The organism is Streptomyces sp. IMTB 2501 (genome assembly GCF_001953885.1).
Lineage (GTDB): Bacteria > Actinomycetota > Actinomycetes > Streptomycetales > Streptomycetaceae > Streptomyces.
Map to the genome: position 1 here is coordinate 205,413 of NZ_MQUS01000001.1, position 18,239 is coordinate 223,651.

Annotated in this window: 18 protein-coding genes; 11 read left to right on the forward strand and 7 right to left on the reverse strand. The window is 71.4% G+C overall.

What is annotated here, in order from left to right:
- Positions 1-12 precede the first annotated feature (12 nt).
- From AV521_RS49010 to AV521_RS01010, 4 genes are all read left to right on the forward strand, one after another.
- On the forward strand, positions 13-282 hold the full coding sequence (locus AV521_RS49010) for a hypothetical protein (RefSeq protein ID WP_179022755.1): 270 nt from the start codon (positions 13-15) through the stop codon (positions 280-282).
- Between the two features lie 443 nt (positions 283-725).
- The gene (locus AV521_RS01000) at positions 726-1,694 is read left to right on the forward strand and encodes an SCO0930 family lipoprotein (RefSeq protein ID WP_076082265.1); all 969 of its coding nucleotides are present in this window, start codon (positions 726-728) and stop codon (positions 1,692-1,694) included.
- Positions 1,695-2,015: 321 nt separating this feature from the next.
- On the forward strand, positions 2,016-2,828 hold the full coding sequence (locus tag AV521_RS01005) for an SAM-dependent methyltransferase (protein WP_076082266.1): 813 nt from the start codon (positions 2,016-2,018) through the stop codon (positions 2,826-2,828).
- On the forward strand, positions 2,825-4,969 hold the full coding sequence (locus AV521_RS01010) for a bifunctional diguanylate cyclase/phosphodiesterase (RefSeq protein ID WP_076082267.1): 2,145 nt from the start codon (positions 2,825-2,827) through the stop codon (positions 4,967-4,969). Before AV521_RS01005 ends, AV521_RS01010 begins: the two co-directional genes overlap by 4 nt.
- A 120-nt stretch (positions 4,970-5,089) precedes the next feature.
- Here the strand turns inward: AV521_RS01010 and AV521_RS01015 are convergent, their stop codons facing one another.
- Positions 5,090-5,974 carry a LysR family transcriptional regulator gene (locus AV521_RS01015; protein WP_076082268.1) on the reverse strand — a complete coding sequence of 295 codons (885 nt, stop codon included), beginning with the start codon at positions 5,972-5,974 and terminating at the stop codon, positions 5,090-5,092.
- A 119-nt stretch (positions 5,975-6,093) separates the two neighbouring features.
- On the opposite strand from AV521_RS01015, the gene AV521_RS01020 reads away from it, so the two are divergent.
- From AV521_RS01020 to AV521_RS01040, 5 genes are all read left to right on the forward strand, one after another.
- Positions 6,094-6,765, forward strand: a complete 672-nt coding sequence (locus AV521_RS01020; protein ID WP_076082270.1) for a succinate dehydrogenase — start codon at positions 6,094-6,096, stop codon at positions 6,763-6,765.
- A gap of 1 nt (position 6,766) precedes the next feature.
- Positions 6,767-8,716, forward strand: coding sequence for a fumarate reductase/succinate dehydrogenase flavoprotein subunit (locus AV521_RS01025; RefSeq protein ID WP_076082272.1), 1,950 nt, complete (start codon positions 6,767-6,769; stop codon positions 8,714-8,716).
- Positions 8,713-9,462, forward strand: a complete 750-nt coding sequence (locus tag AV521_RS01030) for a succinate dehydrogenase/fumarate reductase iron-sulfur subunit (protein WP_076082274.1) — start codon at positions 8,713-8,715, stop codon at positions 9,460-9,462. The genes AV521_RS01025 and AV521_RS01030 overlap by 4 nt, the downstream gene beginning before the upstream one ends.
- Positions 9,463-9,706: 244 nt before the next feature.
- Entirely contained in the window at positions 9,707-10,477 is a 771-nt protein-coding gene (locus AV521_RS01035) for a GNAT family N-acetyltransferase (RefSeq protein WP_076082276.1), read from the forward strand.
- On the forward strand, positions 10,477-11,397 hold the full coding sequence (locus tag AV521_RS01040; protein WP_076082277.1) for a 1-acyl-sn-glycerol-3-phosphate acyltransferase: 921 nt from the start codon (positions 10,477-10,479) through the stop codon (positions 11,395-11,397). The genes AV521_RS01035 and AV521_RS01040 overlap by 1 nt, the downstream gene beginning before the upstream one ends.
- Positions 11,398-11,401: 4 nt before the next feature.
- On the opposite strand, the gene AV521_RS01045 is transcribed toward AV521_RS01040, so the two are convergent.
- The 5 genes from AV521_RS01045 to AV521_RS01065 all read right to left on the reverse strand — a co-directional run bounded on the left by AV521_RS01045 (position 11,402) and on the right by AV521_RS01065 (position 15,551).
- Positions 11,402-13,732 (reverse strand): excinuclease ABC subunit UvrA, encoded by a 2,331-nt coding sequence (locus tag AV521_RS01045; protein WP_076082278.1) that lies wholly within the window; start codon positions 13,730-13,732, stop codon positions 11,402-11,404.
- Between the two features lie 32 nt (positions 13,733-13,764).
- Positions 13,765-13,953 (reverse strand): antitoxin, encoded by a 189-nt coding sequence (locus AV521_RS01050; protein ID WP_076082279.1) that lies wholly within the window; start codon positions 13,951-13,953, stop codon positions 13,765-13,767.
- A 108-nt stretch (positions 13,954-14,061) separates the two neighbouring features.
- Positions 14,062-14,307 carry a DUF5133 domain-containing protein gene (locus AV521_RS01055; protein ID WP_256725378.1) on the reverse strand — a complete coding sequence of 82 codons (246 nt, stop codon included), beginning with the start codon at positions 14,305-14,307 and terminating at the stop codon, positions 14,062-14,064.
- Between the two features lie 130 nt (positions 14,308-14,437).
- The gene (gene ligD, locus AV521_RS01060; protein ID WP_076082281.1) at positions 14,438-15,370 is read right to left on the reverse strand and encodes a non-homologous end-joining DNA ligase; all 933 of its coding nucleotides are present in this window, start codon (positions 15,368-15,370) and stop codon (positions 14,438-14,440) included.
- A 10-nt stretch (positions 15,371-15,380) separates the two neighbouring features.
- Positions 15,381-15,551: a hydrophobic protein gene (locus AV521_RS01065; RefSeq protein ID WP_076082282.1), complete on the reverse strand. Its 171-nt coding sequence runs from the start codon at positions 15,549-15,551 to the stop codon at positions 15,381-15,383.
- A 152-nt stretch (positions 15,552-15,703) separates the two neighbouring features.
- On the opposite strand from AV521_RS01065, the gene AV521_RS01070 reads away from it, so the two are divergent.
- Both AV521_RS01070 and AV521_RS01075 read left to right on the forward strand, forming a co-directional pair.
- Positions 15,704-16,204, forward strand: a complete 501-nt coding sequence (locus AV521_RS01070) for a DUF6328 family protein (protein ID WP_076082283.1) — start codon at positions 15,704-15,706, stop codon at positions 16,202-16,204.
- 15 nt (positions 16,205-16,219) lie between these two features.
- Positions 16,220-17,632, forward strand: coding sequence for an RtcB family protein (locus tag AV521_RS01075; RefSeq protein WP_076082284.1), 1,413 nt, complete (start codon positions 16,220-16,222; stop codon positions 17,630-17,632).
- 88 nt (positions 17,633-17,720) lie between these two features.
- Here AV521_RS01075 and AV521_RS01080 read toward each other — a convergent pair whose 3' ends face one another.
- A complete protein-coding gene (locus AV521_RS01080) occupies positions 17,721-18,176 on the reverse strand; it encodes an archease (protein ID WP_076083373.1) in 456 nt (151 codons plus the stop codon).
- Between the last annotated feature and the right edge of the window lie 63 nt (positions 18,177-18,239).

An 18,239-nucleotide genomic window follows, 5' to 3' on the forward strand; every position in this document is an offset into this window, starting at 1 on the left:
AGGGGATGCGCGGTGGGCGCGGGACTCGGCGTCGGCTCGGGCCTCGGCACCGGTGTCGGTGTCGGTGTGGGGGTGGGCGTCGGGGCCGGCCGCGGCGCCGGCGGTTCCGGGGCGGGCCGGGCCGGCGGCCTCGGCCTCGGGGCGGGCTTCGGCGCCGGGCGCGGAGTCGGCGTCGGCCGCGGCGGTGGCGGCTTCGGCGTGGGGGTCGGTGTGGGCGGGCACGGCGGCAGGGTGGGGCTCGGCCAGGACGGCGGGGTCGGCCAGCGGTGGTCGCCGGCGTAGGCCAGCGCCACCGTGCCGTCCGGGCCCGTCGAGGCGTACGCACAGGCGTCGGCGGAGGCGCTGCCGACCGGGCAGCCCACCAGGGTCCAGGTCAGCGCCACCAGGGCCAACACCCGTGCGGCGGGCGCGCATCGGGTCACTTCGGGTCCATGCACGACGAAGATCATGCGATGCGAATCCCGTTGGTACGCCGTAGTACGCCGGGATTGCTCCGAAAGGGGCACATACCGCGACCAATGGTTTGACGCGGTGAATCGATCAACTGGCGTGAAGCGCACGCCCGTACGGGCCGCGCGCGGCGGCCTGTGTCACAGGATCCGGAAAGAAATTCCCGAAGAACTTCCCCTCCCCGTTGAACACTCCGGCCCCCTCCATGCGTACCCATGGCCGTGCGGCGGCGCGGCAGAGCGCCGCAACATTCAGGCGAATATGGGGAGTTGGACATGAAGACCTCCTGGCGGACCGCCTCACTGGTGGCCACAGCCGCTTCGGTGCTGGCGCTGACGACGGCGTGCGGTCAGGACAACAGCACCACTCCGGCCGCGGCGGCCCAGAACGTGGGAGCCACCGCTCCCGCGGGCAGCCCGACCACCGGCGCCGGAGTAGGCACCGGCACCGCGGCGGGCAACGGCTACGGCGCCGACGGCAACCAGAGCTCCGGCTCCCCGGCCCAGGCCGCCCCCGCGGGCAAGCTGACCGTGGCCGCCAACCCCGACCTCGGCAACGTGCTGACCGACGGCTCCGGCCTCACCCTCTACCGGTTCGACAAGGACACCGCCAATCCGCCCAAGTCGAACTGCGCCGGCGACTGCGCCACCACCTGGCCGCCGGTGCCCGCCGGCGACGCCTCCGCGGGCGCCGGCGTCGACAAGGCGCTGCTCGGCGAGGTCACCCGCGCCGACGGCACCAAGCAGCTCACCATCGGCGGCTGGCCCGCCTACCGCTACGTCAAGGACGTCAACGGCGGTGACGTCAACGGCCAGGGCGTGGGCGGCAAGTGGTTCGCGCTCGCCCCCGACGGCAAGAAGGCCTCGCTGGCCTCCCTGCCCGGCCTGTCCGTCCGCAAGGACCCCAAGCTCGGCAACATCGTCGTGGACAAGAACGGCAGGACGGTCTACCGCTTCCTGAAGGACAAGGCCTGGCCGAAGTCCGTCTCGAACTGCACCGGGGCCTGCCTGGTGAAGTGGCCGGCCGTCGGCATCGTCAAGCCCGGGGACACCCAGGGCGTCAAGAAGAAGGGCCTGATGGGCTTCACTCGTCCCGACGGCGTCCAGCAGATGACCGTGAACTGCTGGCCGATCTACACCTTCTCCGGGGACAAGGCCCCCGGTGACACCAACGGTCAGGGCGTGGGCGGCACCTGGTACGCCGTCGCGCCCGACGGCAAGCCGGTCGGCGCGCCGGGCAACTAGATCACCTCCCCAGGGTCGATCGCCCCGCCCGACCCGGAGCGCCACCGAAGGTCCGCCCCCTCCGCACCGCACGGAGGGGGCGGACCGTTGTGCGTGGGGGCTGTGCAGGTGAGGAGTGCGCGGGGCGGCCGGGCGGGTCGGGAGGAGCGGTCCAACCCGGGAACAGCCGTGACACAGCGGGGTCATACGGGCACTTGCCGCAGGCAGTGGCGGGGAACGGACGGTCAATTTCCGGTTTGGGTCGCTCCTTTGGCGGGCGATCAGTAGCCTCAGCTCGAACACCGGATCGCCTGCCCTGTCGTCTACGCGTTGGAGAGATACATGGAGCGCCCCGCCTGGGCCCCACGGAGCATCGACATCTCGGTGCCGAGCGTCTCGCGGATCTACGACTATTACCTGGGCGGCTCGCACAACTTCGAGGTGGACCGGGACGCGGCCCGCAAGGCGATGGAGTTCATGCCGGGGCTGCCGAAGATCATGCAGGCCAACCGGGCGTTCATGCGCCGCGCCGTGCGCTTCGCGGCCCAGCAGGGCATCACCCAGTACCTGGACATCGGCTCCGGCATCCCGACGTTCGGCAACGTCCACGAGGTGGCCCAGGCGGCCGTACCGGGCGCCCACGTGGTCTACGTCGACCACGACCCGGTCGCCGTCGCACACAGCCAGGCGGTGCTGGCGGGGAACGATGACGCGGATGTGGTTGCTGCGGACCTGCGCAAGCCGGAGGAGATCCTCTCCAGCCCCCAGGTAGAGGGGCTGATCGACCTGAACCGGCCGGTTGCCCTCCTCCTGGTTGCCATACTGCACTTCGTGGAAGACGCGGACGACCCCTACGGTGCGGTGGCCGAGCTGCGCGAGGCGCTCGCGCCCGGCAGCCTGCTGATCCTCACCCATGCCTCGTACGAGGGAATCCCGGTGCCTGCCGAGCGGGCCGAGGGCGCGGTGGACGTATACAAGGACATTCGCAACCCGCTGATCATGCGCTCGCGCGACGAGATCGCGCGGTTCTTCGAGGGGTACGACATGGTGGAACCGGGACTGGTGCCGATGCCGCACTGGCGGCCGGAGTCGGCGCCGGAGGACGAGGATCCGTTCGCCTTCTCCGGGTTCGCCGGCGTGGGGCGTACGGCGTGAGGGCCGGGCCGGACGGGCCGGAGGGCAGACTGCGCCGGTTCACGACGATCTGGAGCCGGGCGGTGTACCCGGTGACCTCCACGTCGCTGACCCGCGCCGAGTTCGAGGAAGAACTCCTGCCGCTCGCACGCCGGTTGAGCGAGCTGCTGCGGGCTCGCGGCTTCGACGCCGACGGCGCGAAGAGGGTCGGCGCCGCCCTGGTCGGCGCGCACTGCACCGACCCCGAGGCGCTCGCCCGGACCCTGGACTGCGTCGACGCCTATCTGGTGCTGTACTGCGCCGAGGACGGCCCCCAGGACCAACCGCGCATGCGCTCCTCGCGGTTGCAGCACGCGATGGCCGCCGGGTACGCCGAGGCACTGCGCGAGCGCACCCTCACCGAGCAGGAGTCCATCGCCCAGGCCGCGTTGCAGGCCCAGGGCCTGGTCGCCCAGGCCCTGCACGCCAGCGAGGCCCGCTTCCGCGCGGTGTTCGAAGGCGCCGCCATAGGGATCGGCATCGCCGACCTCGAAGGGAACGTCCTCCAGGTCAACGAGGCGCTGCTGCGCATGTTCGGGCAGTCCGACCACGCCCTGCGCGGCCGCCGCGTCCAGGACTGGGTGCATCCCGAGGACGCGCCCCAGACCTGGAAGCTCTACGACGAACTCGTCCGCGGCGAGCGCGAGCACTACCACCTCGAAAAGGCCTTCAACCGCCCCGACGGCACCGTCCTGTGGACCAATCTGACCGTCTCCCTGCTGCGCGACGCAGACGGCGCACCGCAGTACCAGCTCGCCCTCATGGAGGACACCACCGAGCGCCGGCTGCTCAACCTCCGGCTGCGCTACGAGGCGACGCACGACGCCCTCACCGGCCTGCCCAACCGCACGCTGTTCTTCGAGCGCCTGGAGAAGGTGCTGGCCGCGGGCGAGGGACAGCGCTTCGGCCTCTGCTATCTCGACCTGGACGGCTTTAAGACCGTCAACGACAGCCTCGGGCACGCGGCCGGCGACCGGCTGCTGGTGGAGGTCGCCGACCGGCTGCAGTCCTGCGCGACCGCGCCCGGCGAGATGGTCGCCCGGCTCGGCGGCGACGAGTTCGTGGCCCTGACCACCGGGCCGGGCACCGAGCGCGCGGTGGACGAACTCGCCGAGCGCATCATGAGCGCCCTGATCACCCCGATCAGCATCGACGGCCGGGACCTGATGGTGCGCGGCTCCCTCGGCATCGTCGAGGGCCCGGCCGGCGAACGCACCGCGGCCGAGGTGCTGCGCAGCGCCGACATCACCATGTACCGGGCGAAGTCGGCGGGCGGCAACCGCTCCGAACTGGCCGACCCCGAGGCCGATGCCCGCGCCATCACCCGCCACGGCCTCACCACCGCCCTCCCCACGGCCCTGGAACGGGGCGAGTTCTTCATCGAGTACCAGCCGCTCGTCCACCTCGGCGACGGCAGTGTGCGCGGCGCCGAGGCCCTGGTCCGCTGGCTGCACCCGCAGCACGGGGTGCTCGGCCCCGACCGCTTCATCCCGCTCGCCGAGCACACCGGGCTGATCGTCCCGCTCGGCCGCTGGGTCCTGGAGGAGTCCATCCGTCAGGCCCGCGCCTGGCGAGAACGCCATGGCGAGGAGACGGCCCCCGATCCCCTGCGCATCAACGTCAACCTGTCGCCGTGCCAGCTCAGCCATCCCGGCCTGGTACAGGACACCGTCGACATCCTGGAGCGTGCGGGCGTCGCCCCGGAGGCCCTGTGCCTGGAGGTCACCGAGTCCGCGCTCATCGGCGCCGACGACGATCTGCTCAAACCCCTGCACCGGCTGGCCGAGATGGGCGTCGACATCGCCCTGGACGACTTCGGCACCGGGTACTCCAACCTCGCCAACCTGCGCCGCCTGCCGGTGAGCATCCTCAAACTGGACCGCTCCTTCACCCAGGGCATGCAGCAGTTCCCCGCCGACCCCGTCGACCTGAAGATCGTCGAGGGAATCGTCACCCTGGCCCACAGCCTCGACCTCGCGGTCACCGTCGAGGGCGTCGAAACCGGCGCCCAGGCCGAGCAGTTGCGCATGCTGGGCTGCGACACGGCCCAGGGCTGGTACTACGCCCGCCCGGGCCCACCGGAACGCCTGCACGACTTGGCGTTGGTGGACGCGACGGGCTGATCGGGGGGTGTGGGGGGCGCAGCCCCCCACAAGGGGCGCGGGGAACTGCGCGAGCGACCACGACGCACCCGCACCCCGAAACGGCGCTTCAGAGGCAGACGCACCCGGCGACAGACACCGTCACCGCTCAAGAAGCATCCGCTGCAACTCCCGCGCAGCCCGCGGCGGCGCCACGTCACTGCGATGAGCCAATGCAATGGCCCGCTGCAACCCTGGACGGGCCAGCGAAGTCACCCTGAGCCCCTGCCCGGACCGCGTGGCAACCATCCGCGGCACCACAGCGATCCCCAACCCCGCCCGGACAAAACCCAGCACCGCATCCATCTCGCCCCCTTCAACAGCGAAGTCCGGCTCGAACCCGGCGGAGCGACACGCCGCCACGGTCAGCTCCCGCAGGTCGTAGCCGTGCCGGAACATCACAAGCCGCTCGCCCTCCAGGTCGGCGATGTGCACCACCCGGCCACCCCGGCCGGGCGCGGGCGCCTCCGGTGAGGACACCACCACCAGCTCCTCCCGCAGCAGCTCCACCGTCGACAGCGCGGGCGCCGGCGTCGGCAGCGGCAGCACGATCAGCGCGAGGTCCAGCGCGCCCCGGGCCAGCTCCCGCACCAGGTCGTGCGAGCCGCCCTCCTCGATCATCAGCTGGATACCGGGATAGCGGTCGTGGAAGGCGCGCAGCGCATCCGGCAGCAGACCCGTGCACAGACTCGGCGTCGCCCCCAGCCGCACCCGGCCTCGCCGCAGCTGCACCAGCTCCTGCACCTCGTACCGGGCGGTGTCCGCGTCGGCCAGGATCCGCCGGGCCAGCGGCAGCAGGGCCTCGCCCGCGTCGGTGAGCGTGATGTTGCCCCGGGCGCGCAGGAACAGATCCGCGCCCAGCTCCCGCTCCAGCGCCTTGATCTGCTGCGAAAGCGACGGCTGGGCGACATGCACCAGCTCGGCGGCGCGGGTGAAGTGCCGGGTCTCGGCGACGGCGACGAAATACTGAAGCTGCTGGAACTGCATGGTTTCACCATAGCTTCTGCCTATTGAATCCAGCCGTACCATGTCTTGGACTGATCGGGCCCTCCGGCCCTAGCGTGCCTGGCATGGCTCTGGCAACGCGGACGGACCGACGGCCGTCCATGGCGCGCACGATGTGGGACTCCTCCGTCGGCAAGAAGACGGTGATGGCCGTCAGCGGCGTGATCATGCTGCTGTACCTGGTCGCGCACATGATCGGCAATCTGAAGATCTACTTCGGAGCGGGCGAGTTCAACCACTATGCCCACTGGCTGCGCACCATCGGCGAACCCTTCATGCACTACGAGTGGACGCTCTGGCTCATCCGGATCGTCCTCGTCGTCGCCGTGGCCGCCCACGCCACGTCCGCCTACCAGCTCAGCCGCCGGGACATCAGGGCGCGGCCCAGCAAGTACGTGCACTCAAGGCCGCGGGCGAGCTACGCCACCCGCACCATGCGCTGGGGCGGGATCATCCTCGGCCTGTTCATCGTCTGGCACGTCCTGGACCTGACCACCGGCACCGTGCACCCCGGACACTTCCAGAACGGGCACCCGTACCAGAACGTCGTCGGCGACTTCTCCCACTGGTACAGCAACGTCGTCTACATCGTCGCGATGCTCGCGCTCGGCCTGCACATCCGGCACGGCTTCTGGAGCGCCGCGCAGACCCTCGGCGTCGGCAGCCGCGCCCGCGACCGCGCCCTGAAGACCGTCGCCAACGTCCTCGCGCTGCTGCTCACGGCCGGCTTCGTCGCCGTACCCGTGGGCGTCATGACCGGAGTGGTGAGCTGACATGACCGAATACGTGAACTACGCGACGGGCGAGCCGGTCACCGACGCCAAGGCCCCGTCCGGCCCGATCAACGAGCGCTGGGACAAGCGCCGCTTCGAGGCCAGGCTGGTCAACCCCGCCAACCGGCGCAAGCACACCGTCATCGTCGTCGGTACCGGCCTCGCGGGCGGCTCCGCGGGCGCCACCCTCGCCGAACAGGGCTACCACGTCGTGCAGTTCTGCTACCAGGACTCCCCGCGCCGCGCCCACTCCATCGCCGCGCAGGGCGGCATCAACGCGGCGAAGAACTACCGCAACGACGGCGACTCCATCCACCGGCTTTTCTACGACACCGTCAAGGGCGGCGACTTCCGCGCCCGTGAGTCCAACGTCCACCGCCTTGCGCAGATCTCGGTGGAGATCATCGACCAGTGCGTGGCCCAGGGTGTGCCCTTCGCCCGCGAGTACGGCGGCCTGCTGGACACCCGCTCCTTCGGCGGCGTACAGGTCTCGCGTACGTTCTACGCCCGTGGCCAGACGGGGCAGCAGCTGCTCCTCGGCGCGTACCAGGCCCTCAGCAGGCAGATCGCCGCGGGCAACGTGGAGATGCATCCGCGCACCGAGATGCTCGACCTGATCGTCGTGGACGGGCGGGCCCGGGGAATCGTGGCCCGTGACCTGATCACAGGTCGTGTCGACACGTACTTCGCGGACGCCGTCGTCCTCGCCAGCGGCGGGTACGGAAACGTCTTCTACCTGTCGACCAACGCCATGAACTCCAACGCGACCGCCGTCTGGCGGGCGCACCGGCGTGGCGCCTACTTCGCCAACCCCTGCTTCACACAGATCCATCCGACCTGCATCCCGCGCACCGGCGACCACCAGTCCAAGCTGACGCTGATGAGCGAGTCGCTGCGCAACGACGGCCGTATCTGGGTGCCGAGGGCCAAGGGCGACACCCGGCCCGCGAACCAGATCCCCGAGGACGAGCGCGACTACTACCTGGAGCGCATCTATCCGTCCTTCGGCAACCTGGTCCCGCGCGACATCGCCTCCCGCGCCGCGAAGAACGTCTGCGACGAGGGAAGGGGCGTCGGCCCCGGCGGGCAGGGCGTATACCTCGACTTCGCCGACGCCATCGAGCGGATGGGGCGCGGGGCCGTCGAGGCCAAGTACGGCAACCTCTTCGACATGTACCAGCGGATCACCGACGAGGATCCGTACGAGGTGCCGATGCGGATCTACCCGGCCGTGCACTACACGATGGGCGGACTGTGGGTCGACTACGACCTGCAGACCACCGTCCCGGGCCTGTTCGCGATCGGCGAGGCCAACTTCTCCGACCACGGCGCCAACCGGCTCGGTGCCTCCGCGCTGATGCAGGGCCTCGCCGACGGCTACTTCGTGCTGCCGGCCACCATCAACGACTACCTGGCCCGCAACCCGCACCAGGAGGCGGTGACGGCCCAACACCCCGCCGTCCAGGAGGTGCTGGCCGAGACGGAGGACCGGCTGAACCTGTTGCTGTCCGTGGACGGTGACCGTACGCCCGACTCCTTCCACCGTGAACTCGGCGAGCTGATGTGGGAGTTCTGCGGCATGGCCCGTACCGACTCCGGGCTGCGCAAGGCCCTGGAGCGCATCCCGCAGATCCGCGAGGAGTTCTGGCGGCGCATCAAGGTGCCCGGGACCGGGGAGGAGTTCAACCAGTCGCTGGAGAAGGCCAACCGGATCGTCGACTACCTGGAGCTGGCCGAGCTGATCTGCCTCGACGCGCTGCACCGCTCCGAGTCCTGCGGCGGCCACTTCCGCGAGGAGTCCCAGACCCCGGACGGCGAGGCCGCCCGCAGGGACGAGGAGTTCTCCTACGCGGCCGCCTGGGAGTTCAGCGGTACCGGCCAGGCGCCCACCCTGCACAAGGAAGACCTGGTCTTCGAGTACGTCCATCCCACTCAGCGGAGCTACGCATGAAGCTCACCCTGCGCGTCTGGCGGCAGAAGAACGCCGACGCCGACGGCGCCATGTCCACGTACGAGGTGGACGGCATCTCGTCCGACATGTCCTTCCTGGAGATGCTGGACGTCCTCAACGAGCAGCTCATCCTCGCGGGCGAGGATCCCGTCGCCTTCGACCACGACTGCCGCGAGGGCATCTGCGGCGCTTGCTCGCTCGTCATCAACGGCGACGCGCACGGTCCCGAGCGCACCACCACCTGCCAGCTGCACATGCGGTCCTTCAAGGACGGCGACACGATCGACATCGAGCCGTGGCGGGCCGCCGCCTTCCCGGTGATCAAGGACCTGGTCGTCGACCGGTCCGCGTTCGACCGGATCATCCAGGCCGGCGGCTATGTCACCGCGCCGACCGGATCCGCGCCGGAGGCGCATGCCACGACGGTGCCGAAGGCCGACGCGGACTTCGCGTTCGAGCACGCGGAGTGCATCGGGTGCGGGGCGTGTGTGGCCGCGTGCCCGAACGGTGCGGCGATGCTGTTCACCTCCGCCAAGGTCAACCACCTGAACGTGCTGCCGCAGGGGGCACCCGAGCGCGAGACCCGGGTGCTCGACATGGTGGCGCAGATGGACGCGGAGGGCTTCGGCGGGTGCACGCTGACCGGCGAGTGTGCCACCGCATGCCCGAAGGGGATTCCCCTGGTGTCCATCACCGGCATGAACAGGGAGTGGCTGCGGGCCACCCGGAAGGTGGGGAAGCGGTAGCGCCCCACGGAGAGTGAGACGTTCGTCGCACAGGCGAACGGGCGGGGCCGGGAGCGGTGCTCTTCCCGGCCCCGTCTGGCTTTCCGGTGATCGCCGGGACCCCGGCGTTCAACATTCCCACATCCTCTCTCCGGGCACAGGTCACGCGCTCGCCAACCGGCGTCGGAAGAACAGGAGCAGCAGGCCGTACGCGCGGCCCGCCGCCGTCGCCGTCGCCGAACCGGCCCGTGACCAGGAGAGAGCCATGACCGGCGTTTCCACCCTAGACCGCCCCCCGCAGCCCGCGGCACCGACCCGCTACACGGTCACCCTCGCCCGTGACGAGGACGACGTGCGTGCCGCGCAGCGGCTGCGGCACGACGTCTTCGCCGGGGAGATGGGGGCCCTGCTGGCCACCCCGCAGCCGGGCCTCGACGTCGACGCCTTCGACGCCTACTGCGACCACCTGCTGGTGCGCGACACCGTGACCGGTCAGGTCGTCGGCACCTACCGGCTGCTGCCCCCGGAGCGGGCCTCGGTCGCCGGGCGGCTCTACTCCGAGGGCGAGTTCGAGCTGGCCGCCCTCGACGGGATCCGGCCCTCCCTGGTCGAGGTCGGCCGCTCCTGTGTGCACCCCGACCACCGCGACGGCGCCGTGATCAGCCTGATCTGGGCCGGCATCGCCCGCTACATGGTCGACCGCGGCCACGAGTGGCTGGCGGGCTGCTGCTCGGTGCCGCTCGCCGACGGAGGCGCCCTCGCGACGGCCACCTGGGAGCGGGTGCGTGCCAAGCACCTGGCACCCGAGGAGTTCCGGGTACGGCCGCTGGTGCCGTGGATCCCGAACACCGAGGCCCCCGCCGGGCACACCGATCTGCCGGCCCTGCTCCGCGGCTACCTCCGCCTCGGCGCCTGGGTGTGCGGCGAGCCCGCGCACGACCCGGACTTCGGCGTCGCCGACATGTACGTACTGCTGTCGATGCGCCGGGTGAACGCGCGCTATCTGCGGCACTTCCTCTCCCTCGTGCCGGCCTGATGAGCGTCTGGCTGCCCACCGCGCCCTGTACCCCGGGCGCCTGTGTGGAGCCGGCCCCGGCCGCCGCGGCCGTGCCCCGGGCCGTACTGCGGCTGACCGCGGTCGTGGCCCTGGTCCTGGCCGGGGTCACGCTGACTCCGCTCGGTGGGAGGATCCCCGCCGAGTGGGTCGGACGGTGGTGCCGGGCGATCGTGCGCGCCATCGGGGTCCAGGTCCGGATCACCGGCGCCGCCGCGCCGTCCGGCGGACTGCTGCTGGTCGCCAACCATGTCTCGTGGCTGGACATCCCGCTGCTGACCGCCGTACGCCCGGCCCGGATGCTCGCCAAGACCGAGATCCGGCAGTGGCCGGTCGCGGGCGCCCTGGCCGCGCGCGGCGGAGCCCTGTTCATCGAGCGGGACCGGCTGCGCGCCCTGCCCGAGACGGTCGCCCGGATCGCCGAGGCGCTGCGCCAGGGCGCGGCCGTGGCCGCCTTCCCGGAGGGCAGCACCTGGTGCGGGCGGGCCCACGGCCGCTTCCACCGGGCCGTCTTCCAGGCCGCACTGGACGCGGGCGTACCTGTGCAGCCGGTGCGGCTCCGCTACACCCAGGAGGGCGGTACGGCCAGTACGGCCGCCGCGTTCGTCGGCGAGGACACCCTGCTCGCCTCCCTGTGGCGGGTGGCCCGTACCCGGGGCCTGGTCGCCGAGGTGGAGATACGGCCGGTGATCCAGCCGGGCACCCATCCTGACCGGCGTACCCTCGCTGCCGCGGCCCGGTCGATCGCCCCGGAGCCCGACTGGACCCACGCGGTGCTGGTGGCCGACGCCCAGGCGAGTCCCGGAAGGGGCGCGGGCTGTATCTCCCATGCGGCTACCGCCGCGCCGACGCGACCGGCCACGACGGCGCTGCGGACGACGGACGGCACTGCGCGGCGCTGACCATTCAGGGCATGACCCGCGCCAAATAGGGCGCAGTCGCACTGCCCGCCGCCGAGGCGACCCGCTCCGGCGGACCGGAAGCGACGATCCGGCCGCCCCGGTCGCCGCCGCCGGGGCCCAGGTCGATGACCCAGTCGGCGCCCGCGACCACCGTCATGTCGTGCTCGACCACCACGACCGTGTGCCCGGCGTCGACCAGCCCGTGCAGCCGGTCCATCAGCACCTCCACATCCGCCGGGTGCAGCCCGGTCGTCGGCTCGTCCAGCAGATAGAGGGTGCGGCCGCGCCGGCCGCGCTGCAACTCGCTCGCCAGCTTGATCCGCTGGGCCTCGCCGCCGGACAGCTCGGTCGCCGGCTGCCCGAGCCGCAGATAGCCGAGGCCCACGTCGAGCAGGGTGCCCAGGCTCCGGGCGGCGGCCGGGACGTCGGCGAAGAACTCCGCCGCGCCCTCCACCGTCAGACCGAGCACCTCGGCGATGTTCCGGTCCCGGTACGACACCTGGAGCGTCTCCGGGTTGTAGCGGGCGCCGCCACAGTCCGGGCAGGGTGCGTAGGTGCTCGGCAGGAACAGCAGCTCGACGCTGACGAACCCCTCGCCCTGACAGGTCTCGCAGCGCCCTCCGGCCACGTTGAAGGAGAACCGGCCGACCCCGTACCCGCGCGTCCGTGCCTCCTCGGTGCCGGCGAACACCTTGCGGACGACATCGAACAGGCCGGTGTAGGTGGCCAGATTGGAGCGCGGGGTCCGTCCGATCGGCCGCTGGTCGACCCGGACCAGCCGGTCCACGCCCGCCGACTCCTCCGTCAACTCACCGATCAGCGTGGACTTTCCGGAGCCGGATACCCCGGTGACGGCGGTGAACGCGCCCAGCGGGAACTCGGCCGTCACCTCGCGCAGGTTGTGCCGGGTCACCGGACCCACCGTCAACCAGCCGCAAGGCTCCCTGACTTCACGCGCCGGGCCGGGTGACTCGTCGAACAGGAAGGCCGCCGTGGCCGACTCCTCCACCGACGCCAGCTCGGCCGGCGGCCCGCTGTACAGCACGCGCCCGCCGTGCTCGCCCGCGCCGGGGCCGACGTCCACCAGCCAGTCGGCGCCGCGCACCACCTCCAGGTGATGCTCCACCACGAACACCGAGTTGCCCGCGGCTTTCAGCCGCGCCAGCACGGTCAGCAGCGCCTCGGTGTCCGCCGGGTGCAGTCCGGCGGAGGGCTCGTCCAGCACGTACACCACGCCGAACAGTCCGGAACGCAGCTGTGTGGCGAGCCGCAGCCGTTGCAGCTCACCCGCGGACAGGGTGGGCGTGGACCGGTCCAGGCTCAGATAACCGAGGCCCAGTTCGACCACGGGCGCGATCCGGGACTTCAGGTCCTCGGTGAGGACCCGGGTGGTCTCGTCGCGCCCGTCGAGCAGCACGGCGAGATCGGTCAGCGGCAGCGCGGCCAGTTCGGCGATGGTCCGGCCGCCGAAGGTCACCGCGAGCGCCTCGGGCCGCAGCCGGCTGCCTCCGCACACCGGGCAGGGCGCGCTGCTCAGGAATCGCTCCGCCTTCGCCCGCAGCGAGGCCGACTTGGTGTCCGCGAACGTCTTCAGCACATACCGGCGGGCACTCATGTACGTGCCCTGGTACGGCCGTTGGATGCGGTCGGCGTCACGGACGGGGTGGACGGTGACCACTGGCTGCTCGTCCGTGAACAGGATCCACTCCCGTGCCCCGGCGGGCAGCTCGCGCCAGGGCCGGTCCACGTCATGGCCGAGCGTGTCGAGGATGTCCCGCAGGTTCTTGCCCTGCCAGGCGCCCGGCCAGGCGGCGATGGCACCCTCGCGGATGGACAGCCCGGGATCCGGGACCAGCAACTCCTCGGTGGTGTCGTGCACTTGGCCCAGCCCGTGGCACTGAGGGCAGGCCCCGGCCGCCGTGTTCGGCGAGAACGCGTCCGACTCGAGCCGCTCCGCGCCCGCCGGATACTCCCCGGCGCGTGAGAACAGCATGCGCAGGGAGTTGGAGAGATTGGTGACCGTGCCCACCGAGGAACGGGAGGTGGGGGCCGAGCGGCGTTGCTGCAGCGACACCGCCGGCGGCAGCCCGGTGATCTCGCCGACCTTCGGCGCCCCGACCTGATGGATCAGCCTGCGCGCATACGGCGCGACCGACTCGAAGTACCGCCGCTGCGCCTCGGCGTAGATCGTCCCGAACGCGAGGGACGACTTCCCCGAGCCGGAGACGCCGGTGAACACGGCCAGGACGTCGCGGGGGATGTCGACGTCGGCGCCTTTGAGATTGTGTTCGCGGGCGCCGCGGACGCGGACGTACTGGTCATGAGGGCTGTGCATAGGCGCACAACTCTATCCGCGCCCGTGCGCTGCTACTGCGGAGGGTTGTCCTGGCGGTTCTCGTCGATGAACTCGTCCGCTTTCTGCTGCGCGGTGTCCACCTGGGAGCGGTACTTGCCCTGGGTCCGCTCGTCGATCGTGCCGCCCGCCTTGTCGACGCCCGTCTTGGCCTGGTCCTCATGACCCTTGAGCATCTGCTTGAGCTTGTCCATCACGGACATGGCAGCCCTCCTCATCACTTGAGGCTTTCCCTCCCAGGGTCACCGTGACCGGCCGCGTTCGCATCTCGGGGCCCGCATCCGCGCCGCGAACGCTGCCCGGCGCAGGCCTCAGGGAATGGTGGTGCGTGTACGGCGGGCACGGTTCGCCTTCGTGTCGGCGGAGGACGCGGCGAGCAGGCGTTCCGCCACTGCGGCGGCCTCCGTGGCGTCGCGTTTGCCCATCAGTACGCAGAGTGTGTAGGCGGTGTCGTCGTACTGACGGCGGCGGAGTGGATTCGCCGGATTCCGCAGCAGGCGGGCCTGAGCGATCCGGTAGGCGCGCAGCGCCGTGGCGGCGGTTCTGAGGTCGGGCATCAGCATCTGCGTCTCCGTTCTCCCGCGCCGGCCCGGATCCGTCCGGATCCGTGATGTCTGTGGGCCGTGAGGGGCGGTTCGTGCGCCTCTCCATGGTGCGCGCCGGAGCCCGGCCGGGCGACTCGTCCGTTCAGGTGAGGTCGTCCAGACGCCGTTGTGCCGTGCGGAGGGAGCGGCGGCAGCGGCCCAGCCCCTTCCACGGGTCGCCGTACTTGTCGAGACGCTCACTCAGCGTGCGCAGTGTCCACCGGCGCGGGCCGAGGTCCGGGTCGTCGAGCTCGTCCCAGTGCAGCGGGGTGGCGACAGGAGCGTGCGGGCGGGCGCGTACGGCGTAGGGGGCGACCGAGGTCTGGGCGTAGGCGTTGCGCTGGGTGTCCAGGTAGAGGCGGCCCCGGCGCTTGTTCTTGCGCGGTTCGGTCGTCAGCCGGTCGCTGTGCCGTGCGGCGAGCAGGTCGGCGACGCGGCGCGCGAAGTGCCGCGCGGTGTCGAAGTCCGTGCGCCGGTCGAGCAGGACCAGCAGGTGCATGCCCCGCGATCCTGTCGTCATCAGAGCGGGGCGCAGCCCGAGTTCGGTGAGCAGATCACCCAGGGTGCGGGCGCTCCACCGTACGGTCTCGAAGCCGTTCTCCCCGCCCTCGGGAGGATCGAGGTCGAAGACCAACCGGTCGGGGCAGTCCAGGCAGTTCGCGGGGCTCAGCCACGGATGCGGCGTGATGCACGCCTGGTTGGCCAGATAGACGAGGGTGGCCGTGTCGTCACACACCGCCATGGTGAGGCGGCCATCCTCCTTGGGCACCTCGACGGTGCGGATCCAGTCGGGGAAATAGTCCGGAACATCCTTGTGGAAGAAGGACTTTCCCTGGTACCCGTCGGGGTACCGCTCCATCACCAGCGGCCGGCCCCTGAGATGCGTGAGCATCGGGCGGGCGACGGAGCGGTAGTAGTCGACCAGTTCGGCCTTGGTGATCCCGTCGTCCGGAAACAGCTCCTTGTCCGGGTTCGACAACGACACCCGTCGACCGCCGACCCGGATCTGGTCCTTCGTCCTGGCCTCGGGACTCATGACGGCGTTTTCACCACCGGTACCAGCGGCGCCTGGCCCCACCGACGGCCGCGCTGCGGAACAGGAAGCCCAGGAGCCACACGACGAACACCGCGAGAGCGATCCACCAGAGAATCTTCACCGCGAAGCCGACGCCGAAGAGCAGCAGCGCCAGCAGCAGGACCAGCAGGATGGCAAGCATGTTCTGCACCTCCTGGCCTCCGAGTTTCCCCGAACGCGCGGATCAGACGTCTTTCCGGTGGACCGGACCGCCCGTTCCGGGACCGGGCGTGTACAGGATGCCTCCCTGGGTACCGGGACGGCGGGGGCGCAGCCGCTGATCCAGGAGGAGCCGTGACGGGCACCGAACGGGGTGGGGGCACCGCGCGCACCGGGCGTGACGAGACCGCGGAGGAGCGCGCCGACCGCAGATGGGGAGAGCTGATCCAGGAGGTCCGCGTCGCCCAGACGGGCGTGCAGATCCTCTTCGGCTTCCTGCTCACCGTCGTGTTCACACCGAGGTTCGCGCAGCTGGGCCGAACGGACCGGACGATCTACATCGTGACCATCGTCCTCGGCGCCGCGGCGACCGGGGCTCTGATCGGCCCGGTGTCCGTGCACCGGCTCGTCGCCGGACGACGCGTGAAACCGCAGGCGGTCGTGTGGGCGGCCCGGCTGACCCTGGTCGGCCTGGTCCTGCTGCTCGCCACGACGACCTCCGCGCTCCTGCTCGTCCTCAGGGTCGCGACCCACGACAGCTCCGTGCTCTGGCTGGTCGCCGCGGTGCTGGCCTGGTACCTGCTGTGCTGGTTCGCCTGGCCCCTGTGGACGCGGCGCCGGCACACGACCAGGTGACCGCGGGAGGATGTCATGGAACTGGTCGAGGAGCGGCCCTACCGCTTCCGCATCGAACGACACGGGGACATGCGGGTGCCGGGCATGGTGTTCGCCTCCCGGCAGTTGCTGAAGGACGCCGAGAAGTCGCTGGAGCAGGTGGTTCACGTGGCCACGCTGCCCGGAATCGTCGGCGCCTCGTACGCCATGCCGGACATCCACTGGGGCTACGGCTTCCCCATCGGCGGTGTGGCGGCGACCGACGTGGACGAGGGGGGCGTGGTCTCGCCCGGCGGGGTCGGCTTCGACATCTCCTGCGGGGTACGGCTGCTGGCCGCAGACTGCGACCGTGCGGAGCTGCGGCCCGCCCTGCCCGCGGTCATGGACGGCCTGGACAGGGCGATCCCGCGCGGGGCCGGGCCCGGTGGGGTGTGGCGGCTGGACGGGCCCCGGCAGCTGGAGCGGATCCTTGAGGGCGGATCCCGCTACGCGGTGGAGCAGGGGCACGGTGAGGAGCGCGACCTGGTCCGCTGCGAGGACGGCGGGGCGGTCGCCGACGCGGACGTGACCCGGGTCGGCCGGCGGGCGCGCGAGCGCGGCCTCGGGCAGGTCGGCAGCCTCGGCTCCGCCAACCACTTCCTGGAGGTGCAGCAGGTCGCCCGCGTGTACGACGAGCGGGCCGCGGCCGCGTTCGGGCTGGCCGAGGGCCAGGTGTGCGTGATGATCCACTGCGGCTCGCGCGGCCTCGGACACCAGATCTGCACCGATCACGTGCGGGAGATGGGCCGCGCCATGGCCCGCTACGGCATCACGGTGCCGGACCGGCAGCTGGCCTGCACACCCGTGGACTCGCCCGAGGGGCGCGCGTACCTCGGTGCCATGGCGGCGGCCGCCAACTACGGGCGCGCCAACCGCCAGCTGCTCACCGACGCGGCACGCCGGGTCTTCGAACGGGCCGCGGGAGTCCGGCTGTCGCTGGTGTACGACGTCTCGCACAACCTCGCCAAGATCGAGACCCATCCCGTGGACGGGACACGCCGCCGGCTGTGCGTCCACCGCAAGGGCGCCACCCGCGCCTTCCCGCCCGGCCATCCCGATCTGCCCCGCGACCTGAGCGGAGTGGGGCAGCCGGTGCTGATCCCCGGCACCATGGGCACGGCCTCGTACGTCCTCGCCGGAGTGCCCGGCGGGGGCGCCTTCGCCTCCACCTGCCACGGCGCGGGCCGCACGATGAGCCGCCACGAGGCCGTGCGCACCATCACCGACACGCAACTGCGGGCCAGGCTGGAACGGGACGGCATCGCGGCACGCCCGCTGTCCTGGCGCGGCCTGCCCGAGGAGGCGCCGGAGGCCTACAAGGACGTCGACGCGGTGGTCACCGTCGCCGAGGAGGCGGGGCTGTGCGGCAGGGTGGCCCGGCTGGTTCCGCTCGGCGTGGTCAAAGGGTGACACGGGGACGTGATCAGGGGGGACACGGGAGACCGTCAACCGGCCTCGGCGTCACCGCTCATACCGCCACCAGTCATACCGTCACCGCTCATACGTCGACGGTCACTCCGCAGGACCAGCCGTACGGGTCGGGCCCGATGTGCAGCCGATGCCATGACACGCCTTTGGGCGGGGCCCCGGTGACCTCCACCGTGGCGAGTCCTGCGACCGACAGCCGGATGCCGAGACCGTCGCCGACCGCCTCCGCCTCCACGTCGACGGGCACCTCACCGCGCACTTCCAGGCGGTAGACCACCTCGTCCAGGAGGGTCGCCAGCAGCTCCTCGTCGCTCGACTCGGCCAGTTCCAGGCGCTCCACGGCGGTGGGCCGTACCCCGGAGAGGTCGGCGAAACACTCCACCAGCCCCAGGACCGCCTCCGCGAGGCACCGCTCGCGGCTCGGCCCCCATGCCTCGATCCCCACATCCGCCGTGTGCGGCACCGCCCGATGGCCGGCGGTGCCCTGCCGCCGCGCCAGCAGTTCGTCGCCCGTGTCGCCGACCATGCCCACCATGTGCCCATTTCACGGACCCGCACACCACCTCGGCGGGATACGGGTGCGCCAGCG

Bases quoted from the DNA above. Each gene is read 5' to 3' on its own strand.
- AV521_RS01000 (WP_076082265.1), top strand. From the start codon at position 726: ATGAAGACCTCCTGGCGGACCGCCTCACTGGTGGCCACAGCCGCTTCG.
- AV521_RS01005 (WP_076082266.1), top strand. From the start codon at position 2,016: ATGGAGCGCCCCGCCTGGGCCCCACGGAGCATCGACATCTCGGTGCCG.
- AV521_RS01015 (WP_076082268.1), bottom strand. From the start codon at position 5,974: ATGCAGTTCCAGCAGCTTCAGTATTTCGTCGCCGTCGCCGAGACCCGG.
- AV521_RS01020 (WP_076082270.1), top strand. From the start codon at position 6,094: ATGGCGCGCACGATGTGGGACTCCTCCGTCGGCAAGAAGACGGTGATG.
- AV521_RS01025 (WP_076082272.1), top strand. From the start codon at position 6,767: ATGACCGAATACGTGAACTACGCGACGGGCGAGCCGGTCACCGACGCC.
- AV521_RS01030 (WP_076082274.1), top strand. From the start codon at position 8,713: ATGAAGCTCACCCTGCGCGTCTGGCGGCAGAAGAACGCCGACGCCGAC.
- AV521_RS01035 (WP_076082276.1), top strand. From the start codon at position 9,707: ATGACCGGCGTTTCCACCCTAGACCGCCCCCCGCAGCCCGCGGCACCG.
- AV521_RS01040 (WP_076082277.1), top strand. From the start codon at position 10,477: ATGAGCGTCTGGCTGCCCACCGCGCCCTGTACCCCGGGCGCCTGTGTG.
- AV521_RS01045 (WP_076082278.1), bottom strand. From the start codon at position 13,732: ATGCACAGCCCTCATGACCAGTACGTCCGCGTCCGCGGCGCCCGCGAA.
- AV521_RS01050 (WP_076082279.1), bottom strand. From the start codon at position 13,953: ATGTCCGTGATGGACAAGCTCAAGCAGATGCTCAAGGGTCATGAGGAC.
- AV521_RS01055 (WP_256725378.1), bottom strand. From the start codon at position 14,307: ATGCCCGACCTCAGAACCGCCGCCACGGCGCTGCGCGCCTACCGGATC.
- ligD (WP_076082281.1), bottom strand. From the start codon at position 15,370: ATGAGTCCCGAGGCCAGGACGAAGGACCAGATCCGGGTCGGCGGTCGA.
- AV521_RS01065 (WP_076082282.1), bottom strand. From the start codon at position 15,551: ATGCTTGCCATCCTGCTGGTCCTGCTGCTGGCGCTGCTGCTCTTCGGC.
- AV521_RS01075 (WP_076082284.1), top strand. From the start codon at position 16,220: ATGGAACTGGTCGAGGAGCGGCCCTACCGCTTCCGCATCGAACGACAC.
- AV521_RS01080 (WP_076083373.1), bottom strand. From the start codon at position 18,176: ATGGTCGGCGACACGGGCGACGAACTGCTGGCGCGGCGGCAGGGCACC.